At 68.9% G+C, this 18201-nt stretch carries 21 protein-coding genes and 1 tRNA gene; 13 read left to right on the forward strand and 9 right to left on the reverse strand.

What is annotated here, in order from left to right; genetic code table 11:
* Nucleotides 1-482 precede the first annotated feature (482 nt).
* From AB0M27_RS11050 to AB0M27_RS11060, 3 genes are all read right to left on the reverse strand, one after another.
* Entirely contained in the window at nt 483-752 is a 270-nt protein-coding gene (locus tag AB0M27_RS11050; RefSeq protein ID WP_365720241.1) for a hypothetical protein, read from the reverse strand.
* 548 nt (nt 753-1300) lie between these two features.
* Nucleotides 1301-1966, reverse strand: a complete 666-nt coding sequence (locus tag AB0M27_RS11055) for a YdcF family protein (protein WP_365720243.1) — start codon at nt 1964-1966, stop codon at nt 1301-1303.
* A complete protein-coding gene (locus AB0M27_RS11060; RefSeq protein WP_365720245.1) occupies nt 1963-2757 on the reverse strand; it encodes a GntR family transcriptional regulator in 795 nt (264 codons plus the stop codon). The genes AB0M27_RS11055 and AB0M27_RS11060 overlap by 4 nt, the downstream gene beginning before the upstream one ends.
* Nucleotides 2758-2917: 160 nt before the next feature.
* Between AB0M27_RS11060 and AB0M27_RS11065 the strand changes: the two genes are divergently transcribed.
* From AB0M27_RS11065 to AB0M27_RS11125, 13 genes are all read left to right on the forward strand, one after another.
* Nucleotides 2918-3247 carry a hypothetical protein gene (locus AB0M27_RS11065; RefSeq protein ID WP_365720247.1) on the forward strand — a complete coding sequence of 110 codons (330 nt, stop codon included), beginning with the start codon at nt 2918-2920 and terminating at the stop codon, nt 3245-3247.
* 2 nt (nt 3248-3249) lie between these two features.
* Nucleotides 3250-4590: an FtsK/SpoIIIE domain-containing protein gene (locus AB0M27_RS11070; protein WP_365720249.1), complete on the forward strand. Its 1341-nt coding sequence runs from the start codon at nt 3250-3252 to the stop codon at nt 4588-4590.
* 80 nt (nt 4591-4670) lie between these two features.
* Nucleotides 4671-5153: a hypothetical protein gene (locus AB0M27_RS11075; RefSeq protein WP_365720252.1), complete on the forward strand. Its 483-nt coding sequence runs from the start codon at nt 4671-4673 to the stop codon at nt 5151-5153.
* Entirely contained in the window at nt 5153-5818 is a 666-nt protein-coding gene (locus AB0M27_RS11080) for a DUF2637 domain-containing protein (protein WP_365720254.1), read from the forward strand. The genes AB0M27_RS11075 and AB0M27_RS11080 overlap by 1 nt, the downstream gene beginning before the upstream one ends.
* A 17-nt stretch (nt 5819-5835) precedes the next feature.
* Entirely contained in the window at nt 5836-6024 is a 189-nt protein-coding gene (locus AB0M27_RS11085; protein WP_365720256.1) for a mobile element transfer protein, read from the forward strand.
* A 14-nt stretch (nt 6025-6038) separates the two neighbouring features.
* Nucleotides 6039-6194 (forward strand): hypothetical protein, encoded by a 156-nt coding sequence (locus AB0M27_RS11090; protein WP_361193809.1) that lies wholly within the window; start codon nt 6039-6041, stop codon nt 6192-6194.
* Between the two features lie 21 nt (nt 6195-6215).
* Nucleotides 6216-6521, forward strand: a complete 306-nt coding sequence (locus tag AB0M27_RS11095; protein ID WP_365720258.1) for a SpdD protein — start codon at nt 6216-6218, stop codon at nt 6519-6521.
* 5 nt (nt 6522-6526) lie between these two features.
* On the forward strand, nt 6527-7072 hold the full coding sequence (locus AB0M27_RS11100) for a GGDEF domain-containing protein (RefSeq protein WP_365720260.1): 546 nt from the start codon (nt 6527-6529) through the stop codon (nt 7070-7072).
* A 92-nt stretch (nt 7073-7164) separates the two neighbouring features.
* A complete protein-coding gene (locus tag AB0M27_RS11105; protein WP_365720262.1) occupies nt 7165-7344 on the forward strand; it encodes a hypothetical protein in 180 nt (59 codons plus the stop codon).
* Nucleotides 7344-7550, forward strand: a complete 207-nt coding sequence (locus AB0M27_RS11110) for a hypothetical protein (RefSeq protein WP_365720264.1) — start codon at nt 7344-7346, stop codon at nt 7548-7550. The genes AB0M27_RS11105 and AB0M27_RS11110 overlap by 1 nt, the downstream gene beginning before the upstream one ends.
* 4 nt (nt 7551-7554) lie before the next feature.
* Nucleotides 7555-9036 carry a replication initiator gene (locus AB0M27_RS11115; RefSeq protein ID WP_365720266.1) on the forward strand — a complete coding sequence of 494 codons (1482 nt, stop codon included), beginning with the start codon at nt 7555-7557 and terminating at the stop codon, nt 9034-9036.
* The gene (locus AB0M27_RS11120) at nt 9033-9221 is read left to right on the forward strand and encodes a helix-turn-helix domain-containing protein (protein WP_365720268.1); all 189 of its coding nucleotides are present in this window, start codon (nt 9033-9035) and stop codon (nt 9219-9221) included. The genes AB0M27_RS11115 and AB0M27_RS11120 overlap by 4 nt, the downstream gene beginning before the upstream one ends.
* The gene (locus AB0M27_RS11125) at nt 9221-10378 is read left to right on the forward strand and encodes a tyrosine-type recombinase/integrase (protein WP_365720270.1); all 1158 of its coding nucleotides are present in this window, start codon (nt 9221-9223) and stop codon (nt 10376-10378) included. The genes AB0M27_RS11120 and AB0M27_RS11125 overlap by 1 nt, the downstream gene beginning before the upstream one ends.
* A 78-nt stretch (nt 10379-10456) precedes the next feature.
* On the opposite strand, the gene AB0M27_RS11130 is transcribed toward AB0M27_RS11125, so the two are convergent.
* The 6 genes from AB0M27_RS11130 to recF form a co-directional block, all read right to left on the reverse strand.
* Nucleotides 10457-10533 (reverse strand) — tRNA-Ile (locus AB0M27_RS11130).
* A 134-nt stretch (nt 10534-10667) separates the two neighbouring features.
* The gene (locus tag AB0M27_RS11135; RefSeq protein WP_365720272.1) at nt 10668-11402 is read right to left on the reverse strand and encodes a DUF3566 domain-containing protein; all 735 of its coding nucleotides are present in this window, start codon (nt 11400-11402) and stop codon (nt 10668-10670) included.
* 18 nt (nt 11403-11420) lie between these two features.
* Complete coding sequence (gyrA, locus tag AB0M27_RS11140) at nt 11421-14015, reverse strand: DNA gyrase subunit A (RefSeq protein WP_365720274.1); 2595 nt, start codon at nt 14013-14015, stop codon at nt 11421-11423.
* Nucleotides 14016-14057: 42 nt separating this feature from the next.
* Nucleotides 14058-16127 (reverse strand): DNA topoisomerase (ATP-hydrolyzing) subunit B, encoded by a 2070-nt coding sequence (gene gyrB / locus AB0M27_RS11145; protein ID WP_365720276.1) that lies wholly within the window; start codon nt 16125-16127, stop codon nt 14058-14060.
* A 374-nt stretch (nt 16128-16501) separates the two neighbouring features.
* Nucleotides 16502-17050, reverse strand: coding sequence for a DciA family protein (locus tag AB0M27_RS11150; protein ID WP_365720278.1), 549 nt, complete (start codon nt 17048-17050; stop codon nt 16502-16504).
* Nucleotides 17047-18168, reverse strand: coding sequence for a DNA replication/repair protein RecF (gene recF / locus AB0M27_RS11155; protein ID WP_365720611.1), 1122 nt, complete (start codon nt 18166-18168; stop codon nt 17047-17049). The genes AB0M27_RS11150 and recF overlap by 4 nt, the downstream gene beginning before the upstream one ends.
* Between the last annotated feature and the right edge of the window lie 33 nt (nt 18169-18201).

Raw genomic sequence — 18201 nt, forward strand, 5'->3', positions numbered from 1 at the left:
CCCGACTTTCCCCCGCGAGGCCTCTGGGCTTGTTACCCTTGGCCACAGCCCGATCGCTGGTGCATCCCCCGTCGCCAGCGGTCGGGCCCTTTTCGTTCCAGTTGGTTGTGGTCAGTGGGTGTTCCACCTGGTCGCTGCCGGAGACGCAGAAGACCCCCGATCCATCAGGACCGGGGGTCTTCGTGCTGGTGGGGCTAACAGGATTTGAACCTGTGGCCTCATCCTTATCAGGTCGATCACTGCGGGCGGGCGGCTTCGGTCAACCGCCTCTGTGCCTCGGCAGCTCGTTCGCTGAGGTCCGGCATCGACCGGTGCTGTCCGTGTCTGTTGGTGTCAGTTGTTGGTGTCAGCTGTCCGATGCAGCCTTGACAAGCCCCTCAGGGCCCGCATCACCAGTTCGGAAGATCGTGTAACCCCTAGCGATACGTCCACCAGGACGTCTCTGGCAGCCTCACCGGAGTTCCCCCGTGCTTCCTGGGCCACTACGGCGATGGCGCCGGCTTCCTGCGCCGGATGAACCGACGCAAGGCCACCCAGAGATTGATCAGGAACAGTGCTACTCCCGCGATGGGCCAGCCCACAGATCCACCGTTGCGGTAGGTGTCGATACCCAGCGCCAAGAGCATTACTCCGCCCGCCACGCCCATCAGGTCGAGGAGGATCTCAGCCTGCCTCGCGATCTTGGGAAGGTTGACCACGGCTTGATCGTGACAGGTGAACGGCTCGCCGCCAAGTGCGAGTTCTTCCCCCACCTCTACCCACCACTCTCCCCAGCTCCCATCCCGTCCGCCGTCGACCCACACACCGTGGAGCGGGCGTGGTCCATGGCGTCCAGGTGGAGCGCGCCACTGTACGAACGACCTGGACGCCATGGGCCGCGTCTGCTCGGCTTTGCCTGGGTCGACGGTGGATGGGATGGGAGCACCCGGCGCGCGCCACTACGTGCCCGCGGTCGGCGACGGCGCCCCCTCCATCCCGGTGTCGGCCGATCCCCCGCCGGAGGCATCGTCTTGACCCTGGGCCGCGCCCCACGGTGCTCGACTCATGACCACCGGCCCTATCCACATGTGGGCGCGCGTCGGCGCAGCGCGGGCGGAGCGGGCCGGAGGCAGGAGCGTCGCCCGCAGCGGAGCCGGGAAGCGCGCCCGGCGGAGCGGAGCGCAGCCGGGGCTTGATGAGGTAGAGAAACCTGTAACAGCTCATGGCCAATACGGGCCTTGGTGCTGGTCATGCCTCCGTGGTGATCTGGCAGCAAAGCGCAGGCAGGGGCAGGGTGCAGCCAGTACAGATGCTTAGCGCGTTAGACCGAAGGCTTGTCGGTGGCGAGGAGTCGGCTGGTGAATCCCGTACGGCACAACCGCTCGTAGGCCTCACGCACGTCATCCGGTACAGGCTGGCTGATCATGAAGCCCTGCTCCGGGTAGATCAGCAGTCGCTGTAGCGCGCCCACAAGCATGTCGATCACCAAGCGAGCGTTACCGATGGAGTCGACGTACTCGTCCAGCGTCATCGGGCTGGACGCGCTGACGATCTCAACTTCGGGCCACAGTTTGCGCGCGGTGGCGTAGGCCCGCCTCTCCTCGTACGGCTTGCTGATCAGCAGGACGGAGGAAACGTCGACGCCGGCCTCTTCCAAGAGCTCTCGGGAGAAGCGGATGTTCTCGCCCGTGTTCCGAGCGCGCGGCTCCACAAGGACGGCTGAGCTGGGGACGCCAAGCTCAAGCGCCCGCTCTCGGTAATGAACGGCTTCGCCTCGGGGCATGCGTTCCCTCGTCGTTGGGCTGGTGGCTCCGGTGAACACGAGCAGTGGAGCCATGCCGCGCTTGTACAGGTCGACCGCGGCATCGGCCACCCCCAGGTCGTGGCTGCCGAGTCCGATGGCAACCGAGCACGGCCGGGGCGCCTGGCCCATCTGGTGGTAGTCCCACAGGCGCCGCGTGTCCGCCCAATCCTGTGCCGTGATCATTGCTGACCTTCCCTGTCCTTCGCCGAGTCGGGGACCTTGAAGTCGTACTCCCACGCGAAGCGTGAAGCCGCGTGTACCCCGATGGCGAACTCGACCACCGTGCCGTCGGCCGTATAGGTCGTCCGATGCAGCTCCACGACCGGTTCCCCGGGTGGCAGCTGCAGGAGCTTCACTTCGTCCGGGGTAGGGGTACGGGCAAAGAGCTCTTCCTTCATGTGATCGATCTCGTAACCCGCGTCGTACAACACGCGAAATCCGCCGCCTCGGCCGGCTGGGCCCGGCGTCGGGTCCACCAGGCGCGTTCCTTCAACGTGCTCGGGCCGGTAGTAGCTGGTCAGCGTGTGCGTTGGCTGCTCGCCTTCCTTCACCAGCCGTGCGCGTGCGTAGACCTCGGCGCCGACCGGTAGCCCGTGAGCGGCTGCCACCGCGGGGGGTGCTTCAACGAGGCTGACTGTCTGGGTCTGCTCGTTGCGGCGGTACGCCCGGCCGGTAGCCACTCGGTCCGCGATGAACGCCACCTCGTCCCCGTCCCGCCACTTCGCCTTGTCGTACCGGGCGATGCCAAGTCGCTTGAGTGGGACCTGTTGCCGCACGACAGTGCCGTGGCCTCGGGACGAGGTGACCAGCCCTTCCGCTTCCAGCGCCTTGTAAGCGGCATGGACGGTGGCCTTGGAGCCCTCGCCGGCCTCGACCAGCTCTCTGATGTGCGGCAGCTGCTGGCCTGGTGCGTAGTCACCCCTCTTGATCTGCTCGGCCAGCTTGTCCGCTAGCTCTCGCCACTTGGGCGCCATCACGAACCCCTCTCGACAGGGTCTAGTGAAGCACATAGTCCTAGGACTGTTGACAGTCCTAGGACTGCGATGCAGTATCTCTCTTGTTGCTCGCAGTCCTAGGACAGCGGCGGCAAGCAGTCCTTCTTTGGGCTGTCCGACATCAACGCAAGGAGTACTGATGCCGTCCTTCAAGATCGACCTCTCGACCGCCGTGGTATTCGTGGCGACCGCCCCGGAACCCAAGATGGTCAACAAGAAGACCGGTGAGCGGGCCGTGGACCGGGAGTCCGGTGCGGACCTGTCGACGGTGGGCCTGCTGGTCTCGGACGAGGGGGAGGGCAACCTCTACCAGGTGGTCGTTCCGGAGACGGGCTACCCGGAGGGGCTGGCGCCGGGTATGCCGGTGCGGGTCACGGGGCTGAAGGCTCGTGACTGGGAGAACACGTTCAACGGCGAGAAGCGGCACGGCATCTCGTTCCGCGCCATCGCGATCACTCCGGTGGCCTGACCATGACCGACCTGACGATGTGGCTGGAGGCCACGGGGGGCCTGACGGCCGCTGGTGGTGTCGGCTACGCGAAGGTGCGGGCGCCGCGCGCCTATTGGGCGCTGGTGGGTCTGCCGGTGACGCTGACGCGGTTCGGGTTCTCGTACCGGTCCACGATGGACGTGTGCGGGCTGACAGTGCGGCCGTCGGGTCTGCGGGCGTTCGTGACGCGGAACATGGCCCGTCGTGAGGTGCAGCCGGTTCCGCCGAAGATTCGCCGGGTGCGGGGTACGTCGACCGGGCTGCGGGTGACGCTGCGGCTTCCGGCTGGCCTGGAGCCCGCCGATGTGGCCGCCGCCTCAGAACGGCTGCGTCACGCCTGGGGTGTGCACTCGGTGACTGTGGCGGAGACGAAGCCGGGCTTCGTTGAGCTGCGGATGACTGGGTATGACGTGCTGCGCCGGGTGCGGATGCCCCGCAAGGCCGTGCCGCACGACATGATCGTGCCGGTGGCGCTGCGCGATGACGGCACCGCCTTCGAGCGGGACTACCGCAAGGCACCCATGGCGCTCACCTTGGGCGCGAACGGGTCGGGCAAGTCCATGTACCAGCGCAACCTGATCAAGGGCTTGGCTCAGCTCCCGATCGCCCTGGTCGGGGTGGACTGCAAGCGAGGGGTAGAACAGTCCGGCTACGCGCCGCGTCTGTCGGCACTGGCCACCACCCCGGACGATGCCTCGTCACTGTTCGGCGTGCTGGTCGCCGAGATGGAAGACCGCTTCGACCTGCTGAGCAAGCACGGCGCCTCCGACATATGGGACCTGCCCGGGGGCCTGCGGCCGGTGCCCGTGGTCGTCCTGGTGGACGAGGTCGCGGAACTGTTCCTGATCTCCTCGAAGAAGGATGAGGAGCGGCGGGAGCGGATCGTGACCGCGTTGATCCGGCTGGCGCAGATGGCCCGTGCGGTTGGGATCTACCTGGAGGTCTGCGGTCAGCGGTTCGGCTCCGACCTGGGCAAGGGCGCCACGATGCTCCGCGCTCAGCTCACGGGCCGGGTCGTGCACCGGGTCAACGACAAGCAGACCGCCGAAATGGGCCTCGCCGACGTCGCCCCGGACGCCGTACCGGCCGCGAGCCTGATCCAGATGGACCGCCCCGGCACCGCCGTCGCGGCGGACACCTCCGGCGGCTGGTCGAAGATCCGCACCCCGGCCATCACCCGAGACGAAGTGATCGCCGTCTGCCGGGACTTCGCCCACCTGGTCCCGGACCTTCCGTTCCTCGAACCCTTCCGCCCCTACGTGCCCGCCGAGGCGCCGGCGAACGGCCCGTCGCTGGTCAAGCCGCGACCGGTCGCCGAGTAACGCCCCCTTCCACGGTCGGCGCGACCGTCCTTCGCGCCACGTCCCTACCCCCTCCATGCCTGAATCCGAAGGGAACCCCGATGTTCTGCGAGTACTGCGGCGACGTCGACGGCGAGGAAACCGGCGTCGACCACGACGAACGCGACTGCCCCTGGTACGACACCGACAACGGCACGGTGACGATCGACGCTGACCAGCTGGCCGACACCCTGACGGCCACGGCGGACGGCGTCCCCGCCCAGCGGGCCGCGATCGGCCTCCTGGTCGCCCACGGCCTGTGGATCAACCGCCTCGCCGAACGGCCCGGACTGCTCCTCATCGACTACTCCGGCCCCACCCCTGCGCCCTACGGCGTCGACTGGGTCAAGGTCGTCGAAGCCCTGGACGCGAAGGAGTTGCCCGCCTCCAGCGGGGAGCTGCGCATCCTGGCACTCGCCGCCTCCCTCGCCCACCCTGCCGCCCGGATCCCGCTCGGGGATGCGGTCAGCGGACTGGACGCGGCCAACCTCGACCTGATCCTGACGGCCATCGCCGAAGCCAACGGCCGCCCCAGGGTGCAGTGATGGCCTCCCGACCGCGCCCGGACGCCGTTCTCATCCAGGCCGTCATCGCGGGCGCGCTGTCTTTCGCCCACCTGCACGACCTGGCCGAGGCGGCCGGCCAGTCCGGGTGGAAGGCCTGGGCCTACCCGGTCTCCGTCGACTTACTGTTGGTCGCCGCCTGGCGCCGACTGCGCAACGCCCGGCGCGACCGCTCGGCCTGGACCTGGTTCGTCATCGCCCTGGGTGCCTCGCTCGGCGCCAACATCGCCACCGCCGGACTCCTCGACCTGCACCAGGTGCCCTCCTGGCTGCGCATCCTCGTGGCTGGCTGGCCCGCCCTGGCCTTCCTCGGCGGCACCCTGCTCGTCCACTCGCCCACCACCCCGGCCCCGGCCGTTGCTGAACCGGAAGTTGCGGAACCGGCCGTGCCGGACGTGGAGGTCGAGCGCGCCGATGAACCCGCCGCGTCGGCTCCGGAACTGGCTCCCGCGCCGGACCCGGCGCCCGTGAAGCCCGCGGTTCCTGCCCTCGTCGTCCCGGCGGCTCTGCTGGATCACGCCCGCAAGCTCGCCGAAGCCCACCGGGCCTCCACCGGCTCCCCGATGCCCGCCGACACGCTCTCCGCCCGCCTCGGCCTACCCGAGGACATGACCCGCGCCATCGCCGATCAACTCCAACTCGCCTGACCCAAGGGGGATTCGCCGTGACCGTCTACCGCCGATTCCGTGACGTGATCCGCATCGGCCCCGTCCAGGTCGCCACGTACTTCGACGGCCGTGGCCGGGACAAGCACACCGCCGCCTGCACTGCCCCCGGCTGCGGCTTCTCCGCCGATTACCCCGACCGCTCCGCCGCCGAACTCGCTGCCCGCACCCACCGCTGCAAGGCCTAGGAGGACAGCTCGTCATGAACGTTCCGCTCTGGCTCGCCGTGATCGGCCTCGGCTACCTCGGCGTCAAGCACGTCCGCCCGCCGTGGTGGCTCGTGGCCCTGCTCCTCCTCGGCGGCTACCTCCTCGCCCACAGCGCCCTCGGCCCCGTCGTCGGCTCCCTGGTCAACTAACCCACCGAAGGGACACCTGCCGTGTTCACCCCGAAATACCCGCCCCCGGACACCGCCCCGGCCCCGGCCGTCATCCAGCCGCAGACCACCGCCCCGGCCCCCGTCCAGACGGCCCCGGCCCCGGTCGCCCCAGCCCCGAACCGGCCCACCGTCCAGCTCACCCCCGGCAGCGCGCTCGCCCTCGCCGCCGGCGGAGGCGCCGTGGTCCTCGTCGTCGGCGCGGTCCTGGTCTCGCTGCTGCTGGCGGTCGCCATCACCGGCGTCTCCGTCGCCGTGGTCGCCGTCGTCCTGCGCCTGCTGATCAAAGACCTGAACAAGGGGCGGTGACCGACATGGACACGAACCTGATCGCTGCGGGCTTACCGGCCCTCGGCTGGACCCTCCACGGCGGAGTGCTCCTGCGCCGCCTGGCCACCGCCCGCCGCGACCCCCTCACCGGTCTGCACACCCGCGACGGCTGGACGGCCCGCGCCGAACGCCTGCTCGCCAGGCACCCCGGCGCCCTGGTGCTCCTGATCGACCTGGACGACTTCAAGGCGATCAACGACACCCACGGCCACGCCGCCGGAGACGCCGTGCTCACCGCGACCGCCCGCCGTCTGAGCACCTGGTGCGGACGCAACGGCATCGCCGCGCGCCTCGGCGGAGACGAGTTCGCCGCGATCGTCACCCACCCCGACCACACGGACGGGCTCCCCGCCCTGCGGCACGCCTTGGACCAACCGGTCGACCACCACGGACACGCCCTGCCGGTCTCCGCCTCGGTCGGCTTCTGCCACCGCCTCCACCTGGCAGTCCCGACCCTCACCGACGCTCTCTCCGCCGCCGACTGCTCGATGTACGCGGCCAAGGGCCACGGCAGGCGCAACACACGCTAAGCGGCCCCCGGAGCGGCCTCGGTCGCCAAACTTCCGCCGCTCCGGGCGCCTGGACCCCTTCAAATCCAACGGACCCGAAAGGGAGACCCATCATGCCCCAGCACGCCTTGCGTCGGCGGATCTGCCGCGACTGTGACGGCTTCGCCGCCGTCGCGATCAGCACTGGCACCCGCCACCGCGACGGCTCCCGCGTGACCATCCGCGTCACCTGCCCGACCTGCAAGGGCACCGGCACGGCTCGCCGCGTGCGCACGCAGGAGGTGACCGTCTGATGCCCCGCAACTGGAGCCGTGGAGTCGACCGCATCCACTACGAGGGGATCGACGGCGACTACGACCGCTTGAAGAAGACCGCCAAGGCACACGAACTGCACGACCACCAGCGGAACGCGAAGCCGTCCCGGCCGGGCCGCACGGATCTGTCCGGGCCGACCAGCAACGACGCCAACACGCCCAAGAAGCGGCGTTGGGGCCGGTGATCAAGTGACCGACACCGCCACCATGGCGGGCCTGGACCCGGCCACCCTCGCCGACGTGCTGAGGCTGGCCGGGTCCACCGGCTTCGACCGCCTCCAGGAACAGATCCGCCGCACAGGCGGCTGTTCCGACCCGATCCACCTGATGGGCTCCACCGTCACTCGCGATACTTCCACCGGGCAGGTACTCCACGCCTATGCGACCGACGGCGAACCCGGCGGCCGACTCCGCGTCGCCTGCGGCAACCGCCGCGCCTCGCGCTGCCCTTCCTGCGCCTGGACCTACGCCGGCGACACCTACCACCTCATCCGCGCCGGCCTCGTCGGCGACCCCGCCAAGGGCACACCGCACACGATCCGGGATCACCCCCGCGTCTTCGCCACCCTCACCGCGCCCTCGTTCGGCCCGGTCCACAACCGGCCCGGCAACCGGCCCTGCCGCTGCGGCACCCGCCACCCGGAGGACGCGTCCGAACTCGGCACCCCTCTCGATCCCGAGTCGTACGACTACGCGGGCGCGGTGCTGTGGAACAACCACGCCCCCGAGCTGTGGCGCTACTTCACGATCTACCTGCGCCGCGAGATCGCCCGCCGCGCCGGACTCACGCAGAAGGAAGCTCACGAAGAGTCCCGCGTCTCCTTCGGCAAGGTCGCCGAGTACCAAAAGCGCGGAGCCGTCCACTTCCATGCCGTGATCCGCTTCGACGGCCCCGACGGACCCGACAGCCCGCCCCCGGCCTGGGCCACCCTCGACCTGCTCACCGACGCCATCCGCGCCGCAGCCGCCCGCGTCGCCGTCGACATCGACCCGGCTGGAGACCAACCCGCACGCACGCTCACCTGGGGCACGCAGCTGGACGTGCGCCCGATCCGGTCCTTCGGCGAGGGCTCCGAGATCACCGAACAGGCGGTTGCCTCCTACGTCGCCAAGTACGCCACGAAAGCCGCCGAGATCTCCGGCGCCGCCGATACTCCGGTCCACTGCCGCAAATGCCGGGGCTCCGGCCGGTCCGCCGTCTACGACCGCGCCAGCTCCTCGCTCAGCCGCTGCACCGGCTGCCACGGCACCGGTCTGGGCGAAGACCTCGCCCGCCTGGAGATCTCCGAACACGCCCGGCGCCTGATGGCAGCCTGCATCGACCTCCAGGCGCTCTACCCCGAACGCCAACTGGCCCGCTGGGCTCACATGCTCGGCTTCCGCGGCCACTTCTCCACCAAGTCCCGCCGCTACTCCACCACCCTCGGCGCCCTCCGCAAGGTCCGCGCCGACTACCGCGCCGCCCAGCAACGCGCCGCCCTCGGCCTTCCCGACCCCGACGACGAGGAGGCAACCACGCTCACCCTCGCCCACTGGGCCTACGCCGGCCACGGCCACACCCCCGGCGAATCCTGGCTCGCCGCCAACATCCGCCGCGACATCCAGCACAACCGCGAAATCGCCCGCGAGGAACTACCCGCCCTGCTCGATCTGGAAGGAGCCGCCGCATGACCACCGCTACGCCCGTGCTGCTGACCGTGGATGAGGTGAAAGTGCGGCTCAAGGTCGGCCGGACCAAGGTCTACGACCTGATCCGCACACACCGCCTCGTCTCCCTCAAGGTCGACGGCTGCCGTCGCATCCCCGAGAGTGCCGTGAGCGACTTCATCGCAGGCCAGATCGAGGGAGCCGCCTGATGGCCAAGCGTCGCCCCAATGGCGGGGGAACGATCAGCAAGCGCAAGGACGGCCGCTACCAGGGCGCTGCCTACGTCACGGACACCGACGGCAACCGGGTCCGCAAGTACGTCTACGGCGCCACCTGGGACGAAGCGAACGAGAAGCTCGGCAAGCTCCAGGACCAGGAGCGCAACGGCATCCCCGTACCCTCCCGCTCATGGACGCTCGGTGAGTGGCTGACGTACTGGCTGGAGCACATCGTCAAGCCGGAGCGCGAGTACAACACGTACGCCAAGTACGAGTCGAAGATCAGGCTCTACCTGCTGCCGCATCTCGCCAAGAAGCCGTTGGTCAAGCTCACACCGGCGCAGGTCCGCACCTTCATGGCCGCGCTGAAGCGTGAGGAGGTCGGCGCCTCGACCCGTTTCGAGACGCTCCGAGTCCTCCGCAACGCCCTAAACCGGGCCATCCATGAAGAGCTGCTGACGCGCAACGTCGCGCTTCTGGTGGACATGCCCAAGGTCACCAAGGACAAGGGCAAGGCGTGGAACGCCCGTGAAGCGATCACGTTCCTCCGCTCGATCCGTGCTCACCGCCTCTACGCGGCCTGCGTGCTGGTGCTCGTTCTCGGCCTCCGCCGGAGTGAAGTCCTGGGCCTGCGCTGGCAGGACATCGACTTTGAGGCTCGTCAGTTCACACCGATCAAGCAGGTGCAGCGGGTCAAGGGCGTCGGCCTGGTCCTCAAGGACCTCAAGACCGAGTCCTCACAGGCGGTGCTGCCCCTGCCGGAGTTCTGCGCCCGTGCCCTGGAAGAGCGGCGGGAGTTGCAAGAGCTGGAAGAGAAGATCGCTGGTGAGCACTGGTCGCAAGAGCCGGACCGTGACCTGATCTTCTCCTCGGAGCACGGCGGCATGATCGATCCGGTCGGCTTCTCCCGGACCTTCGAGCGGCTCGTGAGGCGCGCCGGCGTCCGCCGGATCACCGTCCGGCTCGCCCGGCACACCTGCGGCACCCTGCTCGCCTTCCTGAAGGTGCACCCCAAGGTCGCTCAGGCGATCCTCCGGCACAGCCAGATCAGCATGACCATGGACGTCTACACGCACGTGGTGGGTGACAGCGAAAGGGAAGCTGTCGGGATGCTCGCCGAACTCCTGGAAGACCCGCTCATAGGCTGATCGCCGCAATTCGCGGCCGTTGATGTCAGCCGTAGATGTCAAAGACCCCCAACCATGATCGGTTGGGGGTCTTTTCGCTGGTGGGGCTAACAGGATTTGAACCTGTGGCCTCATCCTTATCAGGGATGCGCTCTAACCAACTGAGCTATAGCCCCGCCGCGCTTTGCGGTGTGCGTTCCGCGCGCTGACTCCTGAAGATTAGCGCACGACCACGGCAGTCCCAAAATCGGTTGTCGGGGGACCGTCAGGTCAGGGGACCCGCAGTACGTCCGCAGGCCCTCCGCAGGGCCTATTCGTCCTCCGCCAGGGTCAGCTCGACGCCGCCGACGAAGCCTGCCGAGAGGTTGTAGATGAACGCGCCGAGCGTCGCGAGCGCCGTGGCCAGGACCACGTCGATGACCGCGATGATCGTCGTGAACGTCAGGACGTGGGGGAGCGACAGGAACGCCTGGAGGTCGAAGCCGTTCCCCTCGTTCGAACCGGTCGCCTCCGAGATCGTGCCGCCCACCGTCGAGAACACGCCCATCGCGTCCATGACCATCCACAGCACCGCCGAGGCGGCGATCGTGCAGATGCCGAGCGCGATGGAGAGCAGGAAGCTGACCTTCATCACCGACCAGGGGTCGGCTTTGGCCACCCGCAGCCGCGCCTTACGGGTGCGCGGCGCCGTACGCGCGCCGGTACGGGGCCGTCGTACGGCGCCGGCGGGCGGCTGGGCCGGGTAGGCCTGCGGCGGGTGGTACGGCCCGGAGGGCTGCTCCGGGCGCCGCTCCCCGGGGAGCGGAGACGACGACTGCGCCTCGCCGGCCGCGGCCGGGCCTCGGGTGTCCGTCACAGTTCCCCCCTGGGATCCAGACGTGCCGGCGGAGTCCTTCGCGGACACCTTCACCGGCTTCAGGTTGGTCGTGTGCGGGTCGGTCACGCTCCCCGCACCCGCCCCGTGCGCGGCGGAGCCACGGCCGCCGCCGTCCGTCTCCGTACCCGTGGGGGTACCAGCCGATCCGGCGCCCGTGGCTCCGCTCACGATGACTCTCTCCTCGTGCTACTCGGCCGAGGGCGCCTCACCCTCGTCCGTGCCGCTGGCCTGGGCACCCTCGGCGGCATCGACGGCCTCCTCGCCGTCGACCTCCTCCGCCTCGCGCCCCGCCTCGGCGTTACGTGCGATACCCACCACGGCATCGCGCTTGCCCAGGTTGATCAGCTGGACGCCCATGGTGTCACGGCCCGTCTCCCTGATCTCATTGACCCGCGTACGAATCACACCGCCTGACAGGGTGATCGCAAGGATCTCGTCGGTCTCCTCGACGACCAGCGCCCCGACGAGCGAACCACGGTCCTCCACGATCTTGGCGGCCTTGATACCGAGGCCGCCGCGGCCCTGGACGCGGTACTCGTCGACTACGGTCCGCTTCGCGTACCCGCCGTCGGTGGCAGTGAACACGAACGTACCGGGTCGAACAACATTCATCGACAGAAGTTCATCGCCTGCGCGGAAACTCATACCCTTGACGCCGGAGGTGGCGCGGCCCATCGGGCGCAGCGACTCGTCGGAGGCCGTGAACCTGATCGACTGTGCCTTCTTGCTGATCAGAAGCAGGTCGTCGTCGGCCGAGACCAGCTCGGCACCGATCAGCTCGTCGTCCGTTCCGTCCTCGCGCTCGCGCAGGTTGATCGCGATCACGCCGCCGGAGCGGGGCGAATCGTAATCCTTCAGAGGCGTCTTCTTGACCAGACCGGACTTGGTCGCGAGGACCAGGTACGGCGCCGCCTCGTAGTCGCGGATGGCGAGGATCTCGGCGATCGCCTCGTCCGGCTGGAAGGCCAGCAGGTTCGCCACGTGCTGCCCGCGCGCGTCCCGGCCGGCCTCGGGCAGTTCGTACGCCTTCGCCCGGTACACCCGGCCCTTGTTGGTGAAGAACAGCAGCCAGTGGTGGGTGGTGGAGACGAAGAAGTGGTCGACGATGTCGTCTTCCTTCAGCTTCGTGCCGCGCACGCCCTTGCCGCCGCGCTTCTGCGCCCGGTAGTCGTCCGTCTTGGTCCGCTTGACGTAGCCGCCGCGGGTGACCGTGACGACGATGTCCTCCTCGGCGATCAGGTCCTCGATGGACATGTCGCCCTCGTACGGGATCAGCTTCGTCTGGCGGTCGTCGCCGTACTTCTCGACGATCGCGGCCAGTTCCTCGCTGACGATCCCGCGCTGACGGACCGGGGAGGCGAGGATCTCGTTGTACTCGTTGATCTTCGCCTGGAGTTCGTCGTGCTCCTGGACGATCTTCTGCCGCTCCAGGGCCGCCAGGCGCCGCAGCTGCATCTCCAGGATCGCGTTCGCCTGGATCTCGTCGATCTCCAGCAGGCCCATCAGGCCGTTGCGCGCGATCTCGACGGTCTCGCTGCGCCGGATCAGCGCGATGACCTCGTCGATGGCGTCCAGGGCCTTCAGCAGACCGCGCAGGATGTGCGCGCGCTCCTCGGCCTTGCGCAGCCGGAAACGGGTACGGCGGACGATGACCTCGATCTGGTGCGTCACCCAGTGGCGGATGAACGCGTCCAGGGACAGGGTGCGCGGCACGCCGTCGACCAGCGCCAGCATGTTGGCGCCGAAGTTCGTCTGCAGGTCGGTGTGCTTGTACAGGTTGTTCAGGACGACCTTGGCGACCGCGTCCCGCTTCAGGACGATGACCAGGCGCTGGCCCGTACGGGAGCTGGTCTCGTCGCGGACGTCCGCGATGCCGCCGATCTTGCCGTCCTTCACCAGGTCGGCGATCTTCTGCGCCAGATTGTCCGGGTTCACCTGGTACGGCAGCTCGGTCACCACCAGGCACTGCCGGCCCTGGATCTCCTCGACCTCGACCACCGCGCGCATCGTGATGGAGCCGCGCCCGGTGCGGTACGCCTCCTCGATGCCCTTGCGGCCCACCACCAGGGCGCCGGTCGGGAAGTCCGGGCCCTTGATGCGCTCCATGAGCGCGTCCAGCAGCTCCTCGTGGGAGACCTCGGGGTTCTCCAGGTACCACTGGGCGCCGGCCGCGACCTCGCGCAAGTTGTGCGGCGGGATGTTGGTCGCCATGCCGACCGCGATACCGGCCGAGCCGTTGATCAGCAGGTTCGGGAAGCGGGCCGGCAGGACGGTCGGCTCCTGGGAGCGGCCGTCGTAGTTGTCCGTGAAGTCGACGGTCTCCTCGTCGATGTCACGGACCATCTCCATCGACAGCGGCGCCATCTTGCACTCGGTGTACCGCATGGCGGCCGCCGGGTCGTTGCCCGGGGAGCCGAAGTTGCCGTTGGAGTCCACCAGCGGCATCCGCATCGACCACGGCTGGGCGAGGCGCACCAGGGCGTCGTAGATCGAGGAGTCGCCGTGGGGGTGGTAGTTGCCCATGACGTCACCGACGACACGGGCGCACTTGTAGAAGCCGCGGTCGGGGCGGTAACCGCCGTCGTACATCGCGTACAGCACGCGCCGGTGGACGGGCTTGAGACCGTCCCGGACGTCGGGCAGCGCACGGGACACGATGACGGACATCGCGTAGTCCAGGTACGAGCGCTGCATCTCCGTCTCGAGCCCGACGGGCTCGACACGCATCACGAGCTCGCCGCCCTCGGTCTCAGGGGTTTGCGGAGTGTTCTCGTCGGCCATTGCTGGTGAAGATCCTTCCTGGTGCGGTCAGCTGAGACCGACTCAGATGTCGAGGAAGCGGACGTCCTTGGCGTTGCGCTGGATGAACTGGCGGCGCGCCTCGACGTCCTCGCCCATCAGGACCGAGAACAGGTCGTCGGCCTGGGCGGCGTCGTCCAGCGTGACCTGGCCGAGGACCCGGTGCTCCTGGTCCATCGTGGTCACACGCAGCTCCTCGGCGTTCATCTCGCCGAGGCCCTTGAAGCGCTGGATCGAGTCCTCACGGACGCGCTTTCCGCGCTGGCGGCCCATCTCGATCAGTGCGTCGCGCTCGCGGTCCGAGTAGGCGTACTCCGCGTCGTCCCGGCCCCACTTGATCTTGTACAGCGGGGGACGGGACAGGTACACGTGCCCGGCCTCGACCAGCGGCCGCATGAAGCGGAACAGGAAGGTCAGCAGGAGGGTGCTGATGTGCTGACCGTCGACGTCGGCGTCCGCCATCAGGATGATCTTGTGGTAGCGGAGCTTCTCGATGTCGAAGTCCTCGTGCACACCCGTGCCGAAGGCCGAGATCAGCGCCTGGATCTCCTGGTTCTGCAGGATCTTGTCGATCCTGGCCTTCTCCACGTTGAGGATCTTGCCGCGGATCGGGAGGATCGCCTGGTACTGCGGGTTGCGGCCGGACTTGGCCGAGCCGCCGGCGGAGTCACCCTCGACGATGAAGATCTCGCACTTGGTCGGGTCGTTCGACTGGCAGTCGGACAGCTTGCCCGGCAGGGACGCCGACTCCAGCAGGCCCTTGCGGCGGGTCAGGTCGCGGGCCTTGCGGGCCGCCACGCGCGCGGTGGCCGCCTGGATGCCCTTGCGGATGATGTCCGCGGCCTCGACCGGGTTGCGGTCCAGCCAGTCGTTGAGGTGCTCGTAGACCGCCTTCTGCACGAAGGTCTTGGCCTCCGTGTTCCCCAGCTTGGTCTTCGTCTGGCCCTCGAACTGCGGCTCGCTCAGCTTGACCGAGATGATCGCGGTCAGACCCTCACGGATGTCGTCACCGGTGAGGTTGTCGTCCTTCTCGCGCAGCAGCTTCTTGTCGCGCGCGTACTTGTTGATCAGCGACGTCAGCGCGGCCCGGAAGCCCTCTTCGTGCGTACCGCCCTCGTGGGTGTGGATGATGTTCGCGAAGGAGTACACGCCCTCGGTGTAGCCGCTGTTCCACTGCATCGCGACCTCGAGGGACAGGCTCTTGTCCTTGTCCTCCGCCTCCAGGTCGATGACGGTGGGGTGCACCACCTCTCCCTTGCGGGAGTTGAGGTACTTCACGAAGTCGACGATGCCGCCCTCGTAGTAGTACGTGACGGCCTTGACCTCGGCCTTCTCGTCCGCGCCCGCCTCGTCCGCGCCGCTGGTGGCCTTCGCCGACTCGCGCTCGTCGGTGAGTTTGATCGTCAGACCCTTGTTGAGGAACGCCATCTCCTGGAAACGCCGCGACAGCGTCTCGAAGGAGTACTCGGTGGTCTCGAAGATCTCCGGGTCGGCCCAGAAGGTGACCGACGTGCCGGTCTCCTCGGTCGCCTCGTGCTTGTCCAGGGGGGCGGTCGGGACGCCCATCTTGTAGTCCTGCGTCCACCGGTGCCCGTCGGTCCTGACCTCGACGGAGACCTTCGTGGACAGCGCGTTCACGACGGACACGCCCACACCGTGCAGACCGCCGGAGACGGCGTAACCGCCGCCGCCGAACTTGCCGCCCGCGTGCAGCACGGTCAGCACGACCTCGACGGCCGGCTTGCCCTCGGAGGGCACGATGCCCACCGGGATGCCACGGCCGTTGTCGACGACCCGGACGCCGCCGTCGGCGAGGATCGTGATGTCGATCGTGTCCGCGTACCCGGCCAGTGCCTCGTCGACCGAGTTGTCGACGACCTCGTACACCAGGTGGTGCAGGCCGCGCTCGCCCGTGGAACCGATGTACATGCCGGGCCGCTTGCGGACCGCGTCCAGCCCTTCGAGCACGGTGATGGCACTGGCGTCGTACGAAGCCGAGGCGGTTGCCTCGGCGTTCACGCCGGCGTCGGTGGACGGGATGTTCTCGTTGGGGTTGCCGGAATCGGCCACGAAGCGCCCTTTCTGGCACAGCACGAGCCGGGCTCGTCGGCGGGTTGCCGGAGCGGCTGCGGCATGTTGCGGTGGTAAGCCTTGATCAGCGTTGCTCAGCTTTTCCCGGGCGGTCCCCACAGTGGGGCGGGATTGTCTCCCAGTCTACCGGTAGCTCCGACATCGATGGGGGTTTGCCGGTACCTGAGTCCCCATGTGCCGCCCTGAACCGACCTCGATCGGGTCCCGATATGCGGATGGGGGCTCCGAGGGGCTCACAGCGGCACTCAGCGCTTCGAGTCGTCAACCCTTGGCTACTGGGGGGTCAGATGACGATCCGCCGGTGCCGCGGCAGCTCTCCACACCTGTGTTACGGCGCCACGCCGACGGCACGGTCCCACTTTGCGACGTGATGTACGTCACCCGTACGTATCGCCGGGCCCGGAGCTCCCCGGAGCCCGCAGCGGGCCGTAGCGCCGGGCCGGGCCGCCCGGATTGAGCACCTTGATCATCCGTACGGTGCCGTGCCCCAGATCCTCGTTGAGGCGGGCGACCAGCGCGGGCGCGAGGTGGCGCAGCTGGGTCGCCCAGGCCGTCGAGTCGCAACCCACGACCAGCACGCGCTCGTCCTCGTCGTACCGCTGCGGCACACAGTGCTTGGCCAGGTCCTCGCCGACGATCTGCGGCCAGCGGCCCATCACCCCGCCGACCGCCGCGGGGGTCTCCCAGCCGCGCTCGGTCAGCAGCCGGTTGATCGCGGCGCCCAGCGCCATCGGGTCGCGGCCGTCGGCGCGCGCGCCGGAGCGCAGCCCGCCACCGCGACGGGCCTGCTTCTTCTGCCGCGCCGCGTCCCCACGCGCGCGTGCCTGTTCTTTCGCCGCGCGCAACGCCACGCGCGCGAGGTCGACGCCGGAGGGTTCGTTCCCGCTCTTCTTCGGATTCTGGGGGGTGGGTCCGTCGGCGCTCATACGCGCTCCACCGTCCCGCCGGACACGGCGTACCGCGCCCCGGCCAGTACCTGCGGGACGTCGTCGTCCACGGCGGCGGTGACCAGTACCTGCTCGCCCGGTGCGACCAGCTCGGCCAGCCGCTCCCGGCGGCGCGTGTCCAGCTCGGCGAAGACGTCGTCCAGGACCAGCACCGGCTCGTTGCCCTCGGCCCGCAGCAGGTCGTAGGAGGCCAGGCGCAGGGCGAGCGCATAGGACCAGGACTCGCCGTGGGAGGCGTACCCCTTGGCGGGCAGCTGACCGAGTTTGAGTATCAAATCGTCCCGATGAGGGCCTACGAGAGTGACACCGCGCTCGATCTCCTGCTTGCGCGCCTCCGCCAAAGCCGCCATCAGCTGGGCGTAGAGATCCTCGCGCGCGTGAGCCTCGCCGGGCGCGGACGGCTTGTACTCCAGCGCCAGCGGCCCGCCGCCCGGGGCCAGCTGCTCGTACGCCTTGTCGGCCAGCGGCTGCAGCGCGGCGATCAGGTCCAACCGCTGGGCGAGCAACTCGGCGCCCGCGCGCGCGAGATGCTGGTCCCACACGTCGAGCGTGGACAGATCCATGGACCGCCCGCCGTGCCGGCGCGCCAGGGCGGCCGTCTTGAGCAGGGTGTTGCGCTGCTTGAGGACGCGCTCGTAGTCGGAGCGCACCCCGGCCATGCGCGGCGACCGGGCCGTGATCAGCTCGTCGAGGAACCGCCGCCGTTCGCCCGGGTCGCCTTTGACGAGGGCGAGATCTTCGGGCGCGAACAGCACGGTCCGTACGATCCCCAGGACGTCCCTGGGCCTGGCCTGCGAGGACCGGTTGATGCGGGCGCGATTGGCCCTGCCCGGATTCAGCTCCAGCTCGACCAGCTGCTGCCGCTCGCCCTGCCGCACCTGCGCCCGGATGACGGCCCGCTCGGCGCCCATGCGGACGAGGGGCGCGTCGGAGGCGACCCGGTGGCTGCCGAGGGTGGCGAGGTATCCGACCGCTTCCACCAGGTTGGTCTTGCCCTGCCCGTTGGGGCCGACAAAGGCGGTGACGCCCGGGTCGAGCGGAACCTCGGCCCGGGCGTACGAGCGGAAGTCGGCCAGCGAAAGATGCGTGACGTGCATGGTCGTTTCGCCGGCCTTCCCCAGAGTGCTGAT

Origin of the sequence: Streptomyces sp. NPDC052107, assembly GCF_040680215.1 — a bacterium.
Taxonomy (GTDB): domain Bacteria; phylum Actinomycetota; class Actinomycetes; order Streptomycetales; family Streptomycetaceae; genus Streptomyces.